At 57.7% G+C, this 20,656-nt stretch carries 23 protein-coding genes; 11 read left to right on the plus strand and 12 right to left on the minus strand.

Translation table 11 applies throughout. The features are described 5' to 3' along the window. Window positions 1–146 precede the first annotated feature (146 nt). The 4 genes from AC2FI8_RS12950 to lpxK are packed head-to-tail and all read left to right on the plus strand — an operon-like array spanning window position 147 to window position 4,497. The gene (locus tag AC2FI8_RS12950) at window positions 147–1,493 is read left to right on the plus strand and encodes a TldD/PmbA family protein (protein WP_496779412.1); all 1,347 of its coding nucleotides are present in this window, start codon (window positions 147–149) and stop codon (window positions 1,491–1,493) included. Then, window positions 1,480–2,280 carry a 3'(2'),5'-bisphosphate nucleotidase CysQ gene (locus tag AC2FI8_RS12955; RefSeq protein ID WP_496779413.1) on the plus strand — a complete coding sequence of 267 codons (801 nt, stop codon included), beginning with the start codon at window positions 1,480–1,482 and terminating at the stop codon, window positions 2,278–2,280. The genes AC2FI8_RS12950 and AC2FI8_RS12955 overlap by 14 nt, the downstream gene beginning before the upstream one ends. Further along, a complete protein-coding gene (locus tag AC2FI8_RS12960) occupies window positions 2,277–3,512 on the plus strand; it encodes a 3-deoxy-D-manno-octulosonic acid transferase (RefSeq protein ID WP_496779415.1) in 1,236 nt (411 codons plus the stop codon). The genes AC2FI8_RS12955 and AC2FI8_RS12960 overlap by 4 nt, the downstream gene beginning before the upstream one ends. Then, window positions 3,499–4,497, plus strand: a complete 999-nt coding sequence (gene lpxK, locus AC2FI8_RS12965) for a tetraacyldisaccharide 4'-kinase (protein ID WP_496779417.1) — start codon at window positions 3,499–3,501, stop codon at window positions 4,495–4,497. Before AC2FI8_RS12960 ends, lpxK begins: the two co-directional genes overlap by 14 nt. Window positions 4,498–4,535: 38 nt before the next feature. On the opposite strand, the gene AC2FI8_RS12970 is transcribed toward lpxK, so the two are convergent. Continuing rightward, window positions 4,536–5,198, minus strand: a complete 663-nt coding sequence (locus AC2FI8_RS12970) for a DsbA family protein (RefSeq protein ID WP_472724577.1) — start codon at window positions 5,196–5,198, stop codon at window positions 4,536–4,538. Window positions 5,199–5,212: 14 nt separating this feature from the next. Continuing rightward, window positions 5,213–5,719 carry a DUF721 domain-containing protein gene (locus AC2FI8_RS12975; protein WP_496726549.1) on the minus strand — a complete coding sequence of 169 codons (507 nt, stop codon included), beginning with the start codon at window positions 5,717–5,719 and terminating at the stop codon, window positions 5,213–5,215. Between the two features lie 81 nt (window positions 5,720–5,800). On the opposite strand from AC2FI8_RS12975, the gene mutY reads away from it, so the two are divergent. Both mutY and AC2FI8_RS12985 read left to right on the plus strand, forming a co-directional pair. Then, window positions 5,801–6,856, plus strand: coding sequence for an A/G-specific adenine glycosylase (gene mutY / locus AC2FI8_RS12980; RefSeq protein ID WP_496779419.1), 1,056 nt, complete (start codon window positions 5,801–5,803; stop codon window positions 6,854–6,856). Window positions 6,857–6,915: 59 nt separating this feature from the next. Continuing rightward, window positions 6,916–8,052, plus strand: coding sequence for an alkane 1-monooxygenase (locus AC2FI8_RS12985; RefSeq protein WP_496768593.1), 1,137 nt, complete (start codon window positions 6,916–6,918; stop codon window positions 8,050–8,052). A gap of 84 nt (window positions 8,053–8,136) precedes the next feature. On the opposite strand, the gene AC2FI8_RS12990 is transcribed toward AC2FI8_RS12985, so the two are convergent. From AC2FI8_RS12990 to AC2FI8_RS13005, 4 genes are all read right to left on the minus strand, one after another. Further along, window positions 8,137–9,519, minus strand: a complete 1,383-nt coding sequence (locus tag AC2FI8_RS12990; protein ID WP_496768595.1) for an adenylate/guanylate cyclase domain-containing protein — start codon at window positions 9,517–9,519, stop codon at window positions 8,137–8,139. 144 nt (window positions 9,520–9,663) lie between these two features. After that, complete coding sequence (locus AC2FI8_RS12995; RefSeq protein WP_496768598.1) at window positions 9,664–10,767, minus strand: site-specific DNA-methyltransferase; 1,104 nt, start codon at window positions 10,765–10,767, stop codon at window positions 9,664–9,666. A gap of 107 nt (window positions 10,768–10,874) precedes the next feature. Continuing rightward, on the minus strand, window positions 10,875–11,492 hold the full coding sequence (rnhB, locus tag AC2FI8_RS13000) for a ribonuclease HII (protein WP_496739368.1): 618 nt from the start codon (window positions 11,490–11,492) through the stop codon (window positions 10,875–10,877). 111 nt (window positions 11,493–11,603) lie between these two features. After that, entirely contained in the window at window positions 11,604–12,077 is a 474-nt protein-coding gene (locus AC2FI8_RS13005; protein WP_496768599.1) for a hypothetical protein, read from the minus strand. 177 nt (window positions 12,078–12,254) lie between these two features. Here AC2FI8_RS13005 and AC2FI8_RS13010 point away from each other — a divergent pair, with 177 nt between their 5' ends. The 3 genes from AC2FI8_RS13010 to AC2FI8_RS13020 all read left to right on the plus strand — a co-directional run bounded on the left by AC2FI8_RS13010 (window position 12,255) and on the right by AC2FI8_RS13020 (window position 14,891). Continuing rightward, entirely contained in the window at window positions 12,255–12,539 is a 285-nt protein-coding gene (locus tag AC2FI8_RS13010) for a hypothetical protein (protein ID WP_496779421.1), read from the plus strand. Beyond that, window positions 12,511–13,212, plus strand: a complete 702-nt coding sequence (locus AC2FI8_RS13015) for a winged helix-turn-helix domain-containing protein (protein WP_058272592.1) — start codon at window positions 12,511–12,513, stop codon at window positions 13,210–13,212. The genes AC2FI8_RS13010 and AC2FI8_RS13015 overlap by 29 nt, the downstream gene beginning before the upstream one ends. A gap of 107 nt (window positions 13,213–13,319) precedes the next feature. Further along, window positions 13,320–14,891, plus strand: coding sequence for a DUF427 domain-containing protein (locus tag AC2FI8_RS13020; protein ID WP_496779423.1), 1,572 nt, complete (start codon window positions 13,320–13,322; stop codon window positions 14,889–14,891). An 86-nt stretch (window positions 14,892–14,977) separates the two neighbouring features. On the opposite strand, the gene AC2FI8_RS13025 is transcribed toward AC2FI8_RS13020, so the two are convergent. The 6 genes from AC2FI8_RS13025 to AC2FI8_RS13050 all read right to left on the minus strand — a co-directional run bounded on the left by AC2FI8_RS13025 (window position 14,978) and on the right by AC2FI8_RS13050 (window position 18,666). Beyond that, window positions 14,978–15,769 carry a DUF1217 domain-containing protein gene (locus AC2FI8_RS13025; RefSeq protein WP_496779425.1) on the minus strand — a complete coding sequence of 264 codons (792 nt, stop codon included), beginning with the start codon at window positions 15,767–15,769 and terminating at the stop codon, window positions 14,978–14,980. Continuing rightward, window positions 15,769–16,167, minus strand: coding sequence for a flagellar biosynthesis repressor FlbT (flbT, locus tag AC2FI8_RS13030; protein ID WP_109310643.1), 399 nt, complete (start codon window positions 16,165–16,167; stop codon window positions 15,769–15,771). The genes AC2FI8_RS13025 and flbT overlap by 1 nt, the downstream gene beginning before the upstream one ends. Then, window positions 16,167–16,541 (minus strand): flagellar biosynthesis regulator FlaF, encoded by a 375-nt coding sequence (gene flaF / locus AC2FI8_RS13035; RefSeq protein ID WP_496726538.1) that lies wholly within the window; start codon window positions 16,539–16,541, stop codon window positions 16,167–16,169. The genes flbT and flaF overlap by 1 nt, the downstream gene beginning before the upstream one ends. A 77-nt stretch (window positions 16,542–16,618) precedes the next feature. Beyond that, a complete protein-coding gene (locus AC2FI8_RS13040) occupies window positions 16,619–17,830 on the minus strand; it encodes a flagellin N-terminal helical domain-containing protein (protein WP_496779492.1) in 1,212 nt (403 codons plus the stop codon). Between the two features lie 211 nt (window positions 17,831–18,041). After that, complete coding sequence (locus AC2FI8_RS13045) at window positions 18,042–18,401, minus strand: flagellar biosynthesis protein FlgN (RefSeq protein ID WP_496739363.1); 360 nt, start codon at window positions 18,399–18,401, stop codon at window positions 18,042–18,044. Continuing rightward, complete coding sequence (locus AC2FI8_RS13050) at window positions 18,385–18,666, minus strand: rod-binding protein (RefSeq protein WP_496726536.1); 282 nt, start codon at window positions 18,664–18,666, stop codon at window positions 18,385–18,387. Before AC2FI8_RS13050 ends, AC2FI8_RS13045 begins: the two co-directional genes overlap by 17 nt. Window positions 18,667–18,777: 111 nt before the next feature. On the opposite strand from AC2FI8_RS13050, the gene AC2FI8_RS13055 reads away from it, so the two are divergent. Together AC2FI8_RS13055 and AC2FI8_RS13060 are read left to right on the plus strand one after the other, a co-directional pair. Beyond that, entirely contained in the window at window positions 18,778–19,983 is a 1,206-nt protein-coding gene (locus tag AC2FI8_RS13055; RefSeq protein ID WP_496779427.1) for a flagellar hook-length control protein FliK, read from the plus strand. Further along, window positions 19,980–20,651: a flagellar hook capping FlgD N-terminal domain-containing protein gene (locus AC2FI8_RS13060; RefSeq protein ID WP_496726534.1), complete on the plus strand. Its 672-nt coding sequence runs from the start codon at window positions 19,980–19,982 to the stop codon at window positions 20,649–20,651. The genes AC2FI8_RS13055 and AC2FI8_RS13060 overlap by 4 nt, the downstream gene beginning before the upstream one ends. The last annotated feature ends 5 nt before the right edge of the window (window positions 20,652–20,656 follow it).

The raw sequence follows: 20,656 nt of genomic DNA on the forward strand, positions 1-20,656 counted from the left end.
CCAAACCTTCGCCCGCGGTGCGAACCCTGGCATCGGACGCATCGTGCCGAATTCCCTTTCAATAGATTGCTCAACCAAAAATAGCCGCAGGCCTTGCGAGACCGGCGGTCCAAGGCTAGGTCGAATGCACACAGACCGGAGGCCTCATGACCCGCACACCCGAAGAAATCAGCCATAACCTGCTGGACGCGGCCCGCAAAGCCGGGGCTGAAGCGGCGGATGCCATCGTTCTGGATGGCTCATCGGTATCGGTTGAAGTCCGCAGTGGCGCGCTGGAGCACGCGGAACGGTCCGAAGGCACCGACCTGGGACTGCGTGTGTTTCTGGGCAAGCGGCAGGCGATCGTCTCAAGTTCGGACAGTCGCCCCGAAACACTGACGGCGATGGCGCAACGTGCAGTGGCCATGGCAAGCGAAGCTCCGGAAGATCCTTTTACAGGGTTGGCCACGCCCGACCAGCTTGCAAAAGACTGGGATATCGCGGCACTGGAACAATTCGACCCGACGCCCGAGCCATCGGCAGAGGCGCTTTTGCAGGATGCGCTGGCTGCCGAAGCTGCCGCTTTGGCAATTCAGGGTGTGTCCCAGGTATCGGACGCTGCGGCCGCCTATGGCACCCACCGCGTGCATCTGGCCGCCACAAATGGCTTTTCTGGCGGGTATTCTCGCAGCAGCCGCTCGACCTCTTGCGTGGCCATCTCTGGCGAAGGCACGGGGATGGAGCGTGATTACGACGGCGACAGCCGAACGTTTCAAAACGATCTGCGCAGCCCCGATGAAATTGGCCGCACAGCAGGCGAACGCGCCGTTGCTCTGATTGGGGCACAAAAGCCCGCGACAGGCACGTTCCCTGTTCTGTTTGACGAGCGGATCTCGTCTTCGCTGATCGGTCATCTGTTGGCCGCCAGCAACGGCGCCGCCATTGCTCGTGGTGCGTCATGGCTTAAGGACAGTCTGGGAGAGCAGGTGTTGCCTGAGCACCTGTCACTTATCGAAGACCCGCACCGCCCACGTATCTCGGGCTCTCGCCCGTTTGACGCCGAAGGATTGCCAACACAGCAAAGGGCCGTTGTTGAAAACGGAGTGCTGACCGGTTGGACACTGGATTTGGCCAGCGCACGGAAACTGGGCATGGCCTCAACTGGGAACGCGGCGCGTGGCGTGTCTGGCCCGCCGTCGCCCAGCAACTGGAACCTGAGCTTGACCCAAGGCCAACGCAGCCGGGACGATCTGTTGCGTGACATGGGAACCGGCCTGCTGGTGACCTCGATGATCGGATCGACGATCAACCCCAATACCGGCGACTACTCACGTGGGGCATCAGGCTTTTGGGTCGAAAACGGGGAAATCACCCACCCCGTCAACGAATGCACGATCGCTGGCAATCTGCGTGACATGCTGAAACGGATTATTCCGGCAAATGACGCACGCACGTATTTGTCCCGCGTGGTGCCATCGGTCCTGATCGAAGGAATGACACTTGCCGGCAACTGACCTGCAACTGCTGATTGACGCCGCATTAGAGGCCGGAAAGATCGCCACTCAGTTTTCGGGGACCACGGCGCAACGCTGGGATAAACCCGACGGGGCCGGCCCGGTAACCGAAGCTGATCTGGCCGTGAACGCGATGCTTGAGCAAATGCTGCCCGCAGCGCGTCCGGGGTATGGCTGGTTGAGCGAAGAGACCGAGGATTCAGCTGACAGGCTGTCGAAAGACCGTGTTTTCATCATTGATCCCATCGACGGCACCCGCAGCTTTGCCGAAGGCTCGCGGACCTGGGCCCATTCATTGGCCATCGCCGAACAGGGCGAAGTGACGGCCGCTGTGATCTACCTGCCGCTGCGAAACCTGCTATACGCCGCAGCAAAAGGTCAGGGCGCTACGCTCAATGCCGAAAAGATCCGGGTCAGCGAACTCGGTGTGTTGGAAAGCGCCGAGGTTTTGGCCGCGAAACCCAACATGCAGCCGCAACACTGGCGTCAGGGGCAGGTACCCGAGTTCAAACGGAACTACCGGCCATCTCTGGCCTATCGCATGGCCCTTGTTGCACAAGGTCGATTTGACGGGATGATGACCCTCAGGCCCAGCTGGGAATGGGACATCGCCGCAGGTGATCTGATAATACGCGAAGCCCTCGGCCGGTGTTCGGACCGCGCGGGGCTGCCGCTGCGGTTCAACAACGCAATTCCGCGTCTGAACGGTGTGATCGCTGCAGGTTCAGGTGTTTATGGGCTACTGTCGGAACAACTCGAACCGGAAAGCCCTGGAATCGCACCATGAGCAAGCCACGCTCGTTAAGCCTTGCCGCCTATCGCGTGCTGTCCTGGGGTATGCAGAATACCGCCAGCAACGGCGATATTGCGCGCCCCGAGGGCGAGGTTCTGTGGTTGCACATAAATGCGTGGGAACGTCACCGCGCTATTGTTGATTTTTGCCAGCGGTTGCAGCAGACGCGCCCCAATCTGTCGATGGTTCTGACCGCGCCACCCGATGCAGATCTATCAAGATGGGCCAGCAGCGGATACCCTCTGGTCAACCTGCCCACCGAACAAACCGGGGCGGCGCGCGCGTTTCTGGACCATTGGCAGCCGGATATCGGAATTTGGGTCGGGGGCGGCCTGATGCCTAACCTGATCACACGCGCCGAGGAACGTGGGATTCCCATGATGTTGATCGAAGCACAGGCGGACGTGAAAATCGCGCGCGGCGGCCGTTGGCTGCCCGATATCACAAGATACACGATTGACTGTTTTCAGACGATCCTATGTACGACACCGGAAATCGCCCGCCAAATTCGGCGATTGGGCATCGCTTCGAACAAGGTGCAAGAGGCACCGCCCCTACATGTCAGCCCAAACCCGCGCCCATGGCCCGAGGACGAGCTGATCGAAGTGAACCATGCGCTGTCTGGCCGACCGGTCTGGTTGGCGGCGTGGGTCCAGGACAAAGAATTCATCTCGGTCCTCAGCGCCCATAGACAGGCAATGCGCATGCTGCCGCGTTTGGCATTGGTATTGCAAGTGGCCGACATTACAGAAGCCGGGCCGTTGCACCGGCGGCTTGAGGCGATGGATTTACGCTGCACCAACTGGGACGAAAGCGGGACGATCGAGGATATGACTCAGGTGATCCTCTCCGCCGTGCCCGAGGATCTGGGTCTTTGGCAGCGGGTATCGCCCGTTACCTTCATGGGCAGCTCTTTGGAACGCGGTGCCGGAGGCGCAGACCCGCTGATCGCCACGGCGCTGGGCTCTGCCGTGATCCACGGCCCATTTGTGCACAGCCAACAACAGCTATACGATCAGCTCGACCGGGCGGGGGCCGCGCGCACGGTCAGGTCCGCCACCGAGCTGGGCGATGCAGTGGTGGAACTGTTGGCACCGGATCAGGCCGCCAATATGGCGCTGGCCGGGTGGCAGATCGTAACCGAAGGTGCGCCGCAAGCGGATCACCTGATCGACATGATTCAGGACTATCTGGATCAGCGGAGTGCAGACGATGCGAGCACCTGATTTCTGGAATACCGCCCCGGATCGGCTGGATTTGCGCGCTCGTATGCTGGCACCGCTTGGGCAGCTCTATGCCGTGGCAACGGCGCGTCGGGTCGCCTCGGAACCCGGTATTAACCCAGGCGTTCCTGTCATTTGCATTGGCAACCTGAACGCGGGTGGCACTGGCAAGACCCCAACCGTGATCTGGATGATCGAGCAATTGCGCGATGCCTGGCATGAGACACATGTGGTCACGCGCGGCCATGGCGGTTCGCTCGAAGGGCCGGTGCGCGTGGACCCCGGCAAGCATACCGCGGCGCAGGTCGGGGATGAGCCCCTGTTGCTGGCGGCTTTTGCCGATGTCTGGGTCGCCAAAGACCGCGCCGCTGGAGCAAAGGCAGCCGCCGCGGCGGGTGCCACAGTCATCGTGCTTGACGACGGCTTTCAAAACCCCTCGGTGGCCAAGGATTTCTCGGTCATTGTGGTGGACGCGGCACGCGGGTTCGGAAATGGACTGTGCTTACCGGCTGGCCCCCTCAGGGAACCGGTGGAAGTCGGGTTACAGCGCGCTGATCTGGTGCTGTCCCTTGGCGAGGCTGATGCCCAAACCGAGTTTGCCGAGCGCTGGGGGAAAAAACTGCCCGTCCCACATGCGACCGGCGCGGTTGAGCCGCTGCAAACCGGCATGGATTGGAGCGATACGCCTGTTCTTGCCTTTGCAGGCATCGGACACCCCGAGAAATTCTTTGCCACTTTGCGCCAACAAGGCGCGACCTTGCTGCGAGCCGAAGCGCTGGATGATCACCAGCCGCTGACACCCGCCCTGATGACCCGTCTTGAAAACGAAGCCCGCTTGTTGCGCGCGCAAATGGTCACCACGGAAAAAGACGCCGTTCGCCTGCCCGCTGCGTTTCGCAGCAAGGTCATCACGCTTCCGGTTCGTCTGAAAGTCGATGAGGCGGACAAGATCAGGCAGATGCTTTTGCAGATCGCCCCGTCGCCCTAAAGGACGACCGGCCCGGATTGAGCCGGTCGTGAAAGCAATTAGCTGCCCAGTTCGTCTTCGATCAGCTTTTTGAAGCCGTCATAGGACTGATTCTCAACCGGCTTGCCATTCACGATGAAGGACGGGGTCGCCTGAATACCGTCGCGCTCGGCGTTTTCCTGATACCAGGCGACCAGCGTCTGCGCGCGGGTTCCGTCCTGCAGACAGGCTTCAAGCTGATCATTGTCGATACCAGCCAGACGCCCGATTTTGCGCAGCTCGTCCACGATTTCAGCGGGACCACCGGCTTTGGTCCACTCGGACTGTCCTTCGTAGATCAGGTCGGAGATGCCAAAGAACTTTTCGGGCCCGCCGCAGCGCGCAACCATCGACGCCCACAGGCCATAACGGTCAAAGTAGACCTCGCGATAGATGAACTTCACCTTACCTGTGTCGATAAAATCCTTCTTGAGCTGCTTGTACGCTCCCGAGTGGAAATTCGCACAATGCGGACAGGTATAGGACGCATATTCGATGATCTCGACCGGTGCGTCCTCGGCACCCAGAGTCATCTCGACGATGGTCGAGGTGTCCAGATTTGCCTCTTGCGCCTCGGCGCTGCTGATCAGCGGATAGGCGGGGTTGGAATTTGACAGCGACAGCCAATAACCGCCAGCGGCCACGGCGACGGCCGCACAAATTCCGGTTGCAATACGGCTCATTTCTCAGCCCTTTCTCAGCGTTTTTGCTTGGATAAAACGTTACGGCCCAGACGTTCAAGGGCTGCGCGCAGATCACCATCGTGAACTTCTTGCGCAGCGCGGTCTGCCTCGGCTGCTATTTCTGGTTCGATCTTGGGTTTCGCTTGTTTCGGCTTGTGGTCGAAACTGGCCTGCCCCTCGGCAAATCCTGTCGGAGCGGTCTGGGTGATGCGCACCCGGCTGATGGCATTATAGCCATAAACCGCGTTCACCTTGCCGCGCAATTGTTCCTTCTGCATCTCCAGCATCGGGGCCTGCGGTCCGGTGGTCAGAACCGTTAGCGTGGCACCAATGCCACCCTTCCCGTAACCCACTTTTACCGGTCGCGCGATAGCGGCCATATCCTGTCCAACGATCTCGGACCAATGGGTCAGCAGGCGTGATACGGCAAAGCCCCGGCTCTCACCGGCGTGCCTGATCTGGTCGTTCAGCAATGTCGCGGTGCGTTTGAACCCGCGGGTCGAAGAACGTCTGCGCTGCATCTGGTTTCCAACTCCTGCGCCGCTATTGTAAAGGGCAGAACAACAGGCGCCAGCGAAACCCGACAAGGAGATAGATAAAACTTGCGTGACTCTGGTGAATTTGACGTGAGCAGTGCGCTACTGGATTGGTACGACCGCCATGCCCGCGAGATGCCTTGGCGCGTAGCCCCAGCCGATCGGGCTGCGGGCGTGATGCCCGACCCCTACCGCATATGGTTGTCCGAGGTCATGCTGCAGCAGACCACTGTTGCGGCTGTGCGCGACTATTTCGTGCGATTCACAACCCGCTGGCCAACTGTCGAAGCGCTGGCGGCGACGCCCGACGATCAGGTCATGGGGGAATGGGCCGGGCTTGGCTACTATGCTCGCGCCCGCAATTTGTTGAAATGCGCCCGGGTCGTTGCCGAACAACATGGTGGAACGTTCCCCGATACCTATTACGCGCTCCTCAATTTGCCGGGAATCGGTCCCTACACCGCCGCTGCAATTTCCGCCATCGCCTTCGACCGACCCGAAACCGTGTTGGACGGCAACGTAGAACGGGTTATGGCCCGACTTTTCGACATTCACGACCCTTTGCCCGGTTCAAAACCGCAACTGAAAAAGCATGCGGCTGCGCTTACGCCTGCCACGCGGCCGGGAGACTATGCGCAGGCGGTCATGGACCTGGGGGCAACAATCTGTACACCAAAATCTCCGGCCTGCGGTATCTGCCCGGTGCAAGCCACCTGCGCCGCTCGCGCCGCTGGAACGCAATCCGATTTGCCACGCAAGACACCGAAAAAGCCCAAACCCACGCGATACGGCCATGTCTATATAGCCCAAGGCGATAACGGAGCCTTTCTGATGGAACGTCGTCCCGACAAGGGGCTGCTGGGTGGCATGCTGGGTTGGCCGGGATCAGAATGGTCAGACGGCCCGACCGAAGCACCGCCCTTTCCGTGCGAATGGCAGGTGCTGCCGGGCGAGGTACGCCATACCTTTACCCACTTCCACCTGATCCTGCGCATCTGGACGGCCAAACTGCCGGTCGGCTGGTCGCATGACGATCTGATTGTCATGGAAAAACACACTTTCCGACCCGGTGATCTGCCAACTGTTATGCGCAAGGCCTATGATCTCTGGCGCTCTACGTAACCCATTGTGTGGCATTGCCGGGTGGGGCTAGTCTGCCCACAGTTTCTCGGAGCGAAGCGATGATCGCATCAGACAGTCTGTCACGCTGGCAAGCGGCATTGCCCTTCTGGGTGTCCTTCCTGCTGATCCCCGTCGTCTGGCTTACCGCCGTTGCCGGAGGCTGGTGGGTCTTGCTTGTGCCTCTTTCGACTTGGTGGGCGTTTGCAGTTCTGGATCGGTTAACGGGGCTGAACCTTGAAAATGCCGATCCGGGCACGCCGGACGGCGGTCTCAAATGGTACATTCTGCTGACCAAGGCATGGGCCCCGGTTCAGTTTCTTACGCTGTTTGGGTTGCTCTGGTACGCCACACATACCGATCACCTGTCTGTTTTTAGCAAGATTGGGTTGTTCTTCGGGATGGGTGTGATCTCGGGCACCATCGGGATCAACTACAGCCATGAACTGATGCACCAGAAAGGGCGGTCAGAACGTTGGCTGGGTGATATTCTACTAGCCATGGTGCTGTATTCTCACTTCCGGTCAGAACACCTGCTTGTACACCACCGCTATGTCGGGACGCCCCGCGATCCGGTCACTGCGCGGTATAACGAAGGATTTCACCGCTTCTATCCACGCGTCCTGTGGCAGTGCCTTCGCTCTGCCTTCCGCGCGGAGCAGGACAAACTGGCGCGCAAACAACGCCCTTGGACCGACCCGGCAAATCCGTTCTGGCGCTATTGGGCGTTGCAGACGGGCATGCTCGCGCTGGCCTTCGGGGTTGGGGGATGGTCGGGCGTCGCCCTGTTCCTGATACAGGCCGGCGTTGCCATATGGCAGCTGGAGCTGGTGAACTACGTCGAACATTACGGCCTGACCCGCAAACACCTGGGCAAGGGCAAGTACGAGCACGTCCAGCCGCGCCATTCGTGGAATGCCTCGCAAAAAGCGTCGAACTGGTTGCTGATCAACCTACAACGTCATTCCGACCACCACTACAAACCAAACCGGCGCTTTCCGTTGCTGCAGCATCACTCGGAAGACGCAGCCCCACAATTGCCCTACGGCTATCCGGTCATGACGGTTGCTGCGATGATCCCACCGCTGTGGCGCCGCGTCATGAACCCCCGCGTCAGGGCATGGCGGCGTCAATATTATCCAGAAGTCACCGACTGGAAGCCGTACAACAAATCGCTCAACCCGTTGCCGCGGTCCTGACCGCAGCGCGCGCCAGCGCGCTGCCCGGCCCAACGGGATGACCCGCATCTTTGATGCGTGGCAGATCGGCGGGAGCCACCCGTCCTACCGAACCCAGATATCCATAGAGCCCTGAACCCCACGGACCGGCTGGTTCTCATGCCTCACAAAACCTGCTGTCAGATCGGTAGCGTTGTTGCCTTCTTGTATCACCTGTGCCCGTACCGCATCACTCAGCACCACGCGCGCGCCCAGTTCCCGCGTCAGCGCCTCAAGCTTGGCGGAGACATTCACCGCATCCCCGATAACCGCAAATTCCAGTCGGTTCGCTCCGATGTCCCCCAAAACCACCGAACCGTAGTGAACACCGATCCCCACGTGAATCTCGGGCTCGCCCGCGCGCCGCCGTTCAATGTTCCAACGATCGATCACGCCCACCATATCACGGGCGCAGGCGACCGCGTTGCTGGCATCCAATGGGGTCGGCACCGGTGTGCCGAAGGTTGCCATCAATCCGTCCCCCAGATATTTGTCCAACGTGCCATGATGGCGAAACACTTCGGTTTCCATTCGGGCGTGAAACCCGCGCAAAACTTCAATGACGTCATAGGGGTCGCGCCCGGCAGCGAATTTGGTAAACCCCACGATGTCGATGAACAAAACGGCGATGTCTTCTTTGCGAACCTGCTTGAGCGGCTCATCATTCTGGCTGAGCTCGTCCACAACGTTCGGAGAGAAATATCGCGACAGGTTTGCGCGTTCCCTTTCAAGCCCGGCATTTGTCATCAACAATCGATTGAGCCGCCGCATCGAGATACCAAGCGTAACCGCGACCATCAGGAATACGATCACCTGCTGAATACGCTGAGGGACCATGAAACTGTTGGGGTCCAGCAACTCCGCAACATCCGGATACCCGGCCAATGCCTCGAACATGCGCTCACTGATGCCCGGAATTGGCGTAGCGACCCACCAGGCGATGATCCAGCCTACCGTCCACATCGTCGCCGTCCACGTGCCGATTGCCACGACCGTGCGCCACGAATAGGCCAGAGTTCCCGCTGCCAGAATGATGAAGAAATACTGGAAGTTGTCGAACCGGTATTGCATTGCCAGCGGTCGAACATCATCGCTGAACGGGTTCGGCACGATCATCCCCAAAGTCATGATCAGCAAGTCGACGAAGATCAGCAAAAGCTCGACCCGTGACTGGCCCACGCTGCCAGCCCGCCGGATCAACCAACCATTGGCGCAAATCAATAACAGGATGAAGTGATACCACAGAACGTCCCAATGGGGGTTCAGGTAGATCAACAAAATGCCAGTCAGGCCCATCGCTACCCAGCGGGCGCGGACAGCCAGTTCCAACCCTTCGCGCTTGTGCCGTTCCAGCGCAGCCTCGGTGTACTTGTTGTCCAGATCATATTTGTCGGGCTGTGTCACAAAAAACCGCCCAAATCGGGTTTCGCTGGCTGTGGTATCCGACATTGCCAAGGTTCCTTCCGTGAGCAGCAGGACAAGGAATCTCATATCGGAACTGAATGAAGAATAAAACAAAAGACCCCGCCGAGATCGGCGGGGCAAGGCGTAGTGCCTTGTGTCAGGCCACAGGCACCGGCGGCATTCTTGAAATCAGTTGTGCATCTCGGACCGGATCTGCTGACGCAAAACGTCGATCGGCACCGTTTTGCCATCGCGTTTGAAGCACCAATAGGTCCAGCCATTGCATGAGGGCGCGTTTTCCAGATGCGCCCCGACCTGGTGGATCGAGCCTTTGACGTTGTCGCCCACCAGCGTTCCGTCCGCACGCACTTTGGCTTTGTGACGCTGATTCATGGAATAAAGCTCTTCACCCGGACGCAACATACCGCGTTCAACCAATTGGCCAAAGGGCACGCGCGGCTCAGCGCGTTTGCTTGCGCTGACTTCCAGCGCTTCCCGGTCGAATTTGCGGACTTTCGAGATACGCTTCTCGGCAACCTTGCGATAGCTTTCCTCGCGCTCAATCCCGATAAATTCGCGGCCCAGCATCTTGGCAACGGCACCGGTTGTGCCCGTCCCAAAAAACGGGTCCAGAATAACATCACCGGGGTTGGTCGAACCAATCAGGACACGGTGCAGCAGCGATTCCGGCTTTTGCGTCGGGTGCGCCTTGTCGCCATTTTCATCCTTGAGGCGTTCATGTCCGGTGCAGATCGGCAGAACCCAGTCGCTGCGCATCTGCACGCCTTCGTTCAGCGCCTTCAGCGCTTCATAATTGAACGTGTACTTAGCACCCTCACGCTTTGAGGCCCAAATCATCGTCTCATGCGCATTGGTAAACCGCTTGCCACGGAAATTCGGCATCGGGTTCGATTTGCGCCAGACAACATCGTTCAGAATCCAGTATCCGGCGTCCTGCAGGGCTGTACCGACGCGAAAAATGTTGTGGTAGGACCCAATCACCCAAATCGCGCCGTTGGGCTTGAGGAGACGATGCGCCGCTTTCAGCCATTCGCGGGTGAACAGATCATAAACACCAAAGCTTGAAAACTGATCCCAGTGATCGTCGACCGCATCAACCTGGCTGTTATCGGGGCGGTGCAACTGGCCTTTGAGTTGCAGATTATACGGCGGATCCGCGAAAATCAGATCAACCGACTCCGCAGGCAGACTGTTCATCACATCGATGCAGTCGCCAGATAGAATCGTGTTTAAAGGGAGCGTTTTCACGCCCTTTTTGGTGGTTGTTGTCATTTTACTGCCTCAAGTATCCACGGCGCTTTTGCGCTCATTTGGTTGAGACAAGGATGAGTCAAAGTCGATTCGCCGTCAATTTCTTTTTTGAATCAGCGGCTTACGATTTACTCTTGATACAAGATATTGTGTACCGGCTTGAATGAACGCCTATGATGTGGGGTCACACCAAGATTTCGCAGCGCTTCTCTGTGTTGTTTTGACGGATAGCCTGCGTTCTTCTCCCATCCGTAGCCGGGATGCTGTTGCGCCAAATCCACCATCAGTTGATCGCGCCAGTTTTTGGCAATGATAGAAGCCGCCGCAATCGACACCGAATGCGCATCCCCTTTGACAACTGCCTGCGCCGGGATCGTCAAACCGCGAGGGATCATGTTTCCGTCAATCAGCAGATAGTCCGGCGGAGGATCAAGGGCCGCAACCGCTCGTTCCATCGCCAGATGCGAGGCACGCAAGATGTTGTGTTCGTCAATCTCGGCAACCGAGGCTTCAGCTATCGCAAATTCAGCCCGGTCACGAACCGCGATATCCAAAACAGCCCGTCGTTTCGCCGTCAGTTTCTTGGAATCGTTCAGCCCCTCGGGAATATCTTCGGGGTTCAGGATCACGGCGGCGGCAACCACAGGCCCGGCCAATGGCCCACGGCCCACCTCATCCACACCGGCAATGCGCAGATATCCTTGCGCCACTGCCGCCTGTTCAATCGAATAATCTGGCGTTGTCATACCAACCGAAAACCGCGTTTCGCGCCCCACCGCAAGACAAAAAAGAGAGGGCGGCTTGCGCCACCCTCTCCTGCGCGGCGCTTCTGTGGCGCCGCTCCTGCTCGAAAGTGATTACTTGTAAACGACGCGGTATCCCTTCTGGCGCAGGCATGCGGGTTCATATGCCCGCTTCACCTTATTGCCGTTCCAGAATCCGACCTTGCACTCTTGCGGCAGGCTATTGGCATGTTTGTAGTGCTTCTTGAGGCACTTCGGCGCCAGAAGCGGATGATTGTTCGAATACGTATTGAATGTGCGCAGGCATTTCTGCGGCAGATCATATCGCGCGACATGCTGCGGCAGGGGGCGCACCGGGTAGCTGGGCTGCGCTACATAAGGTTGGGGCGTGTAGGTCTGATGACGCGTTGTCCGGGTCCGGTTCTTGCGTTTTTCCTGGTTATAGTAGTGGACCCCTGCCCCGATGATCGCAATAGCGGCAAGCCCACCAAGGATGTCCTTGGCATCCGCAGCCCGCGCCTGCGAGGCTGAGACGCCGGTGATGGTAACAGCAGTAGCGACGATAATAGCGATGAACTTCCGGTGCATAATGCGTGTCCTTCCTGGTGTTTCGGGGCGATCCGGCACAGACCGCAAACGTGATGCCCCAACACTGGGTCCGCTCCCTTCAGACAAGCAATAACGGGCGGGTGTTATCCGATATCACGCCCCTCAAACCCCTTATGTTATTGAATATCGTGCAAACCCATGCGCAGGATGCAGCCTATGAAACCAATCCTCTCTTCTCTGGCCGTTGCGGCCCTGATATCGCTTGGTACCGCCGCGTCGGCAGAGTGCTATGCGGACTACAAGGCCAAGCAGGACAACCCCCTGCGGCTGCATTATGGCGTGATGCAGGTTTCGGCCTGTGACAAAGGCCAGGCCCAACAAGAAGTCGCGCAACGCCTTAGCGCGTCGGGCTGGACCTTGTTGAACGTCATGTCTGTCTTTGGGCCGGAAGGATTGGAAAAAAGGAAGGCCAATGCCGGACAATTCTATCTCCGTTACTGATACCCGGCGATCTGGCACAAGACTGGTCGGCGCAGGCATCGCGGCAATCGTCCTGATCCTGATAACCGCCGCCGTCTTCCTGTTCTGGACCCTGCCAGACGCCAACGCCTTCAACGCGCGAGTGGAGCGGTTGTTTGTCGAAAGCGACCTGACGTCGCAGACGGAAATCCGGCTGCTTGAGATTCTGGCCCAGTCCGGCACCGCCTTTGCCGATACCCTGTCCAGCTATCGGATGGTGATTTTCGTATTGCTGGTCTTTGCCAGCGCCATGCTTGTGACGGCGCTGGTGTTTTTGGTGATGCTGGTCATGCTGAACCGCCGGATGGCACAGATCGAACGCACTGGCATTCAGGTGACCTCGCTGCTGATCAGTCGCGAGGAAAACACCGTCTATCTGAACAACATGGACTTCAAACTGACCCCGGCTGCGATGGAGACCCTGTCTGTCCTCGCCGAATCCCGACTGGATGACGAGGTCCTGTCCGGCGTTCAGATCGAAGCAGTGATTTCGGGCAAAAGCGCCGCCGATTGTGACGAAGCCGCTGGTGCTACACGGATAAAACGGCTGCGTGACGCCTTGGGTAATCAGATGGTCAGCGAATTGCTGGTCAAGAACATCGCCAAGAAAGGTTATATGTTGTCAATCGAAAAGGACGTGATCCAGATGGTCTGATCCAATAGGACCGCACAGCTATCGTGCAGAAAAATGCCGAGGCTGCCCCTTGGAAAACCTCTTCACAAGGCCCATCCTATAGGGACCCCGCGCCAGGGAGGATGAAGATGAACGTCCATGCCACAGCAAGACCAAAAGGCTATGGAATCTCGGTCGAACGGTTAGATGGTAAGATTGCGATTTACCGGGACCAGACCCTTTTAGCCGAAAGCAGCAACGCTAAAGTCATGTACGAAACACGGCTGCCGCCGACGATCTACATTCCGCGCGAAGACGTGCTGGTGGATCTCAGCGACGAAACCGAGTTGCAGACTTTTTGCCCCTTCAAGGGCACCGCGACCTATCACGACGTCATTCTTGACGGCGAACGACTTGCCAATTCCGTTTGGGCCTATGAAGAAGCCCTGCCCGAAAGCGCTGCCATTCAGGGGCATATCGGGTTCTTGCCCAATGCTTATTCCCGGATCGATTTGGGCGACAATCAGCTGCGGGAACCCCAAGACGGCAATATCAGCGGCCCCTTGATCGATTGGCTGATGCGTGGAGCGTCCGCCAAAAACACGCCTGAGGCGTTCACCAAAGCGCTGGCCGAGAAAATGCTGGAACACGGGATTGCCATTCAACGCCTCAGCATTCTGACATGGTCCCTGCACCCTTTGATCGCCGGCAAACACTATATTTGGGAAAAGGGCGAGGCTGAGATCTCGACCAATGTTCCGACCTATGAAATCCACGACCACCCAGCCTATATCAACAGTCCGTTGCGCCATGTGTCGAACGGGCTGGGCGGTGTGCGTCAGCGGCTGAACGCGGAAAACCCCCACAACAGCTTTCCGATCATGGAAGACCTGCGGGAAAAAGGGGCAACAGACTATGTCGCCATGCCGTTGCCGTTCTCGGATGGGCGGACCAACGTTCTGACCCTGACCTGTGATCACCCGAACGGATTCACGACCGAAAACCTTGGGCTGGTGTTCGAATGTTCGCTGGTCATCGCCCGGTTCTATGAGGTTTTCATGCAGCGCGAGAACGCTCAGGTCCTGCTTGAAACCTATGTTGGCAAACGCTCGGGCGCGCGCGTCTTAGGGGGTGAGATCCGGCGCGGTGACGGGGATGAAATTGATGCCGCCATTATGTTCTGTGATCTGCGCAATTCGACCAGCTTGGAAGAGAAACTGGGGCGCGCCGACTACATAAATCTACTGAACGACTTTTTTGAAACCGTTTCTGGCATTGTGCATGAAAACGGCGGCGAAGTCCTGAAGTTCATCGGTGACGCGGTCCTTGCCGTGTTTCCAGCGGGTGAGGATTCAAAAAACGCCCGCGAGAACGCGCAGCGAAGCGCCATCAACATCGTAGAAAAGTTGGGAGAGTTGCGCCAGTCAGGTTCCGACAACCATTGTGATTGCTCAATCGGGGTTGCCTACGGGCGCGTGACCTACGGCAATGTCGGTTCACGTGAACGGCTGGACTTTACCGTGATCGGACAAGCCGCGAATATCGCTGCGCGTCTGGGTGAATATGGAAAAACCAAAAACCACAGGATTGTGGTGTCTGCCGATATTGTGCCCGCCTGCGCCAATGCGCTGCCTCTTGGCGACGTCAAGCTGCATAACGTTTCGCAACCGGTCGAGTCTTATGCTCTCAGAACGTCCGCAGATGCCGTTCTGAACGCTTAAGATACAAAAAGCGCGCAGTTCAAATCAATCAGGGCCACCCGACAATGCTTCTGGTGGTCGTCGCGCGTCCGAAGCACTTTTTTGCCTTAGACACCAAGCAGGATTAGCGCAGTCTGCGCCGGGGAAATCGCGCTTTCAAGCTGGGCGATTTGACTACGGGCAAGGAATTGATCTGTCAGCCGCTCTATTGCGGCCTTATCCTCGAATTGGGCCAGATCATCGGACCCGGTCAGCCCTGACAACCTGTCTTTGAACACTTCCAGTTGCTTGTCGATATTCAACTGGCCAAAGCTGGACGGTAACCCCAGAGCATTTTCCATCATCCGCCGCAGCGGAGGCAAGCTCATCAAATCAAACCACTTGGTATCTTTGCTGCCTTCCTTTTGAGCCAGCTCCCCCAGAGCATGCTGCGCATACAAAGCGATCCGCATCGTTTCATCTGATTCACCCACAGCAATTTCAAATCGCGACACGACACTGTCACGTGCAATCTCTTCCATGTTGGTGATCAGCCCGGTTTTTCGCACCTCGCCCGGCCCAAACCCAAACGCCTCGGAAAACTGCCGGTACCTTTTGTCGGACAGACGATTGGACAACGCATCCTGCGCCTTGGTCCCGTCGGACAGGATCTTCTGGATGAAATAGCGATTGTCCAAGTCGGATTCCAACCCAAAGGCGCCAAGTGCAACTTGCAACAGCCGGCGATCGGACACCAATTCCTCTGCTGTCTGGACCTTTTTGATCTTCTCCAAAAAGTACTCACTGTCCCTTTTGTTGACAGGGGACGAAGAAAAACTGTCGATCTGCGCGTCATATGTCCGCTGCAGGAATCGCCAGCCGACAATGCCGCCCGAAGGTATGACCGGCTGGAACGTCATTACTGGTAGGCCATGAGCCGCTCTTCGCGGGGCAGCAGCGCGCGCAAGGCTTTAAGGCATTTGTAAAACTGCTGATCCAGAAGCGCTTGCGTTGCCTCGGACAGAACCCGGCGACTGTCGGCGTCAGTAAAGACCTGGCTCAGCTCTTCGACGCGCCGTAACAATTGTTGGCGTGCCTGATCGGGTTCCATATCTCCAGACAGCACAAGTTGAGCAGCATAGCAGACACGTCGAACCGGAGTGTTCACCTGGTCCGGGTGGATCGCATCCCGCAGGCGCAGTACATTTGCCTCAGGCGTCATGATCGAAAACCGACTACGGCGGTCGCCATTTTCCACGACTACACCGTTGATCAAAACCCGCTCTTTCGGCGCCAATTTCAAAACCAACCCTGCCATCAGGTAGCCCCCATTTGGCGAAGACCGCGCAGAACCGCCATGTTGATCTCCAACAATGGCTCAACCGAGGCTTTGTTCCCCAATACCTGGCTGCTGTGTTGTTCGGTGAATTCAGCCAGATAGAATATCCGCGCACGCAGATCATTTGGCAGCGCATTGTCAGAGTCCGTGACGCCACTGGCCAGTACGGTCCACAGTCGCCGGTTTTCGTGCAAAGCCTGCACAAACGCGCCGAAATCTGATTTTTGGCGGGCCGCGGCGGCCTTGAGCCTGCGCGTGATTTTCGAAATCGCTTCGTATTCCGTATCGCGCGGGGTGCGCGTTGGCGCGGCGGTCTGTGCATATGCTCGTTGTGCGAGGGCTTGCGGGGTCACTTAATATCCTTCCGGTAATCTGCCACTTGGCGGTCAGTATCGGGGCGCGTTGCCGCGCCCCGACCATGTTCCTTAACTTAGCGGAACAGTGACAGAATCGACTGCGGTGCCTGATTTGCGATCGACAGCGACTGGGTTGCCAGCTGTTGCTGAACCTGAAGCGCCTGCAGACGTGCCGAGGTTTCTTCCATATCCGCATCGACCAATGACCCGATTCCGGATTTGAACGAATCCGCCAGGTTCGAAATGAACTCCTTCTGCGTTTCGATCCGACCTTGCGAAGAACCAAAAGCCGCCGATGCATCGATCGATGTGTCAATCAGCGTCTCGATTGTGGCCAACGCGGCCGTAGCACCTGCACCGGTTGAAACATCAATGCCCGTCAATGCGCCAAGACCGCCTGAACCCGCGTTCACATACTGAGCCGAGAACGAAATGTCCGTGCCGGTGGCATTGGCAACGGACAAGGTGCCCGCGGTGCCCGAGTCATAATCAACAGTCAGACCCGTGATACCAAGTTCATCAATTTTCGCCTTCAAACCCACTGCAACGATATCACCGGTCGTAGAGGCCGCAGCATCCGTTGCAGAAACCGTGTAGGATACGACCTGATCGTCGATCGCCAACACAACCTTGTCACCTGCAGCAAACGCACCACTGGATTCATCCGTTACCAGCGCAGTTGCCGAAGTTGTGCCGTTGTCAATCGTCGCACCAACGCGGTCGTTGCCGCTGGAAGACCCGGTCGAACCGTCAAACACCTGAGCCGCCGTGTACCCGCCGGTAGAAAGGTCCTGACCCGCAACAGTGATAGACGACGCGGTCACGTTGCCAGAGTTGTCCCGGTCAAGAGACGCCAGGATCGAAGCGGAACCCGCCGAGCCGTTAACCAGGTTGAGGCCGTTGAATTGCGCGGCGTTAACAACCGAGTTTATCTGGCCCTTTAACGCGGTGACATCGTCGTTGATCTTGTCGCGATCTACGTTGTCTTCCTGTGCTGCAACGATCTTGCTTTTCATCTGAGACAGCAGATCGGTGACCGTTTCGGACGCGTTACGCGCAACCGCTACGGTGGACTCACCCAGTGCCAGGCTGTCTTTGATCGCGTTGAAGCCTTTGACATCCGATTCCATGACCTTGGAAATCGCCCAGACGGCCGAGTTGTCTTTCGCAGTCGCAACGTCCTTACCGGTGGAGATCGCGTTCCGCGTTGCCCCAAGATCCTTGTTGACCGACTTGAGAGTTTGCAGCGCAACCATGGCGCCATTGTTTGTCAGAATGCTGGACATTAGCTTTCTTCCTTTTCCGTTCGGGCCCTTTTCGCCCATGCTCATCCCGCCACTGGTGCGGGCTTTGACGTCTTTCTGATCGGTGCGATCCGCCGTCGGGCTGTTCGCGCCACCTGATTTGTCCAGGTGCCCGAACACCTTTGACGTCGATCCCCTAACGGAGTGCTAAAGCGCGGAATTCAGAAACCTCGGATTTGAATTAAACCCGTATCTATGCCCGTTTTTCCAGCTTGGCTTGATGGCGGACGGCGAATTCGCTGCGCTGCCCGTCCGCACCATAGGTGCTGAATTCCTGCCGCACGCGCCGTAACTCGGCCATGCGGTTGGCCACCGCGCGAATCCCTTCGGCGGCGCTGTTTAGTAACGCCTGATTCCGCTCGACCTTTCTTTGCAGGCGGATCAGCTCATCACTATCAGGGACATCAAGATCATTGAGTGCCCCAATCAGCTTTTCCTTTTCCGGAGCCGTATGATGCAGACAATCCAGATCGCCCTGCACCAGCGCGTTTCGCTCAAGCTCAAGAACGTCTTCGAGTGATTTTACTAGGTCGGTTTCAGACGTCTTTGGCATCGGTTTTCTCCATCATGGATTGGAACAGGGTTTCGGACAGGCCAACGCCACCGGATCTGGCCAGCGCACGGGCCTGATGCTGAACAAGAAATGAGGCAAACTGATCTTCGCCCGCACCGCCGCCAAAGGATTGGCGCGCTTTGCCCAGCCCGGCCGATTTCAACATCTCACTCAGAAACGAAGCCTCTAGTTCTATCGCCGCCTCCCGCAATTTCTGGGAATAGGCGGGGGGTTGAGATGGGGAGAGAGGCGGGGAAACCTTCATTGCTTTCTCCAAAAATTGCATCGAACTTTTTCGATCAAAAGCGAAAGCAGTTAAAATAAACGTAACTTCCTGCAGGCAGGTTTCCGGTCACACAACCGGAGTCGGAGCATAATGCCCAACCCTCTTTCAGTGATGTCATCCTCGCCAACCGCAACCGCCAAACCCCACGGAATCAATCCCGAGCAGGGGGATGAAAGTGGCGCTACGTTTGAGGCCGTGCTCAATCAACACAAAGGTGAGAACAAAGAAGAAGCAGCCGCTCTTACAGGCGCAGAACCGGACGTGGACGTTGAAACGGACGAGGCTGTCTTGCCTGAAGATGCAGAAGTGTCCGCTGATCTCAACCAGAGTGAGCGGACACCCCTTCTGGACACGCGTCTTGAAGTGGGCACAAAACGCGATCCCTCCGAAACACCCGTGTCAGCTGCGTTAACCGACCCGCGCAGTCCGAAAGTGCCTGAAACCGAGCAAACCGGCCTATCCAACAAGGTCGATAGACTGGATGCAGGCATCAATGATTCGCGCATAGTCACCCCGGATTTTCGGCACAGCGCGGCTTTGAGCCCTGCGTCACAACCAATTGCTGCGCGGGGAAAGGTGGACCTTGCGGCTTTTGCGTTGCAACCTGTGGGCGTATCCCGAAAAGAGACCGCAGACCGGACCGTTCATCCAGAGCGGCACCGGCATGAAACGCAACATCCGCCGCAAAGCAATCTTGCACCTCAACAAACGACCAACCCGGATCGCGCACCAAGCATCGCTCAATTGCAGATGTTCGCGCCGGAAAAAACCCGTGCTCAGACTGACGCGCCAGCATTTCACGAGGTCGAAGACGTTCACGCCCTCAGGGCAGATTCGCCCGTTTCGGCGGGGCGGGATCCGGTAACTTTTACACAAGCCATGGCACAGACTGCCCGGGCCGAGACAGCGCGCGCCGTCGCCGGGCAAATGGCTGCCGTCATCACCACACAGCCGAAATCCGGTTCCGTTGAAATCGCGCTGAACCCCGAAGAACTGGGGCGGGTGTCCATCATGTTGAACGGCCGCGATGACGGATTGCATCTGACAATTTCCGCCGAGCGCCCGGAAACCCTCGAGATGATGCGCCGTCATTTGGCGGTGTTGGAGGAAGAGTTCAAAAATTTTGGCTTAGGCGATCTGTCATTTGACCTCGGGACATCCGGAGACGCCGAACAGAATCAGGCCGGCCACCATGAAGGATCGCCTGCTGAGACCGCGCAACTCACCGATTCCTCTTCAAACGCGCCACCCATTCCCAAAACCGGCCCCGTTGGCCGCATCGACATGAGGTTGTGAAATTGATTACCCCGACCCAATCCAACGCCCAACCGTCAGCCACAGTTCAAACCCAAGACGCGTCAAAGCAAACAGGTCTGGCATCGGACTTTGAGACATTCCTGACAATGCTGACCGTACAGGCCCAGAATCAGGACCCGTTGAAACCGTTGGATGCCTCGGAATATGCATCGCAACTGGCGCAATTCTCGATGGTCGAACAACAGGTTCAGACAAATGATTTGTTGGCGACACTTGGACAGGCGCTGGGTGGCGCAAATCTGGACAAACTCGGCAAATGGATCGGGATGGACGTGCGAGCGCCCGCGGCTTTCCAATATGAGGGCGAGCCTTTGACGCTGTTTGCCACACCCGCACCAGATGCTGACAAGGCGGTCATAGTCATCCGCGACAGTGACGGAGCCGTTGTCGATCGTGTGGCTGTTTCCACGACCGACGATAGAACGGTTTGGACTGGTCAGGGAAGCGATGGGCAGCCTCTGGCGGCGGGGAGTTACTCGGCCACACTGGAAAGTTATGATGGCGACGAGCTGTTATCGACACAGCTGGCAGAGACCTATGGCGAAGTTGTCGAAGCTCAGGTTACGGACAATCAGGTTATGCTGACCCTCGAAAGCGGGAAGGTTGTCGCTGCTACGACGGTAACCGGGGTCAGAGCCGGAACTTGATCTGC

Source organism: Ruegeria sp. CDSB029, assembly GCF_059611125.1.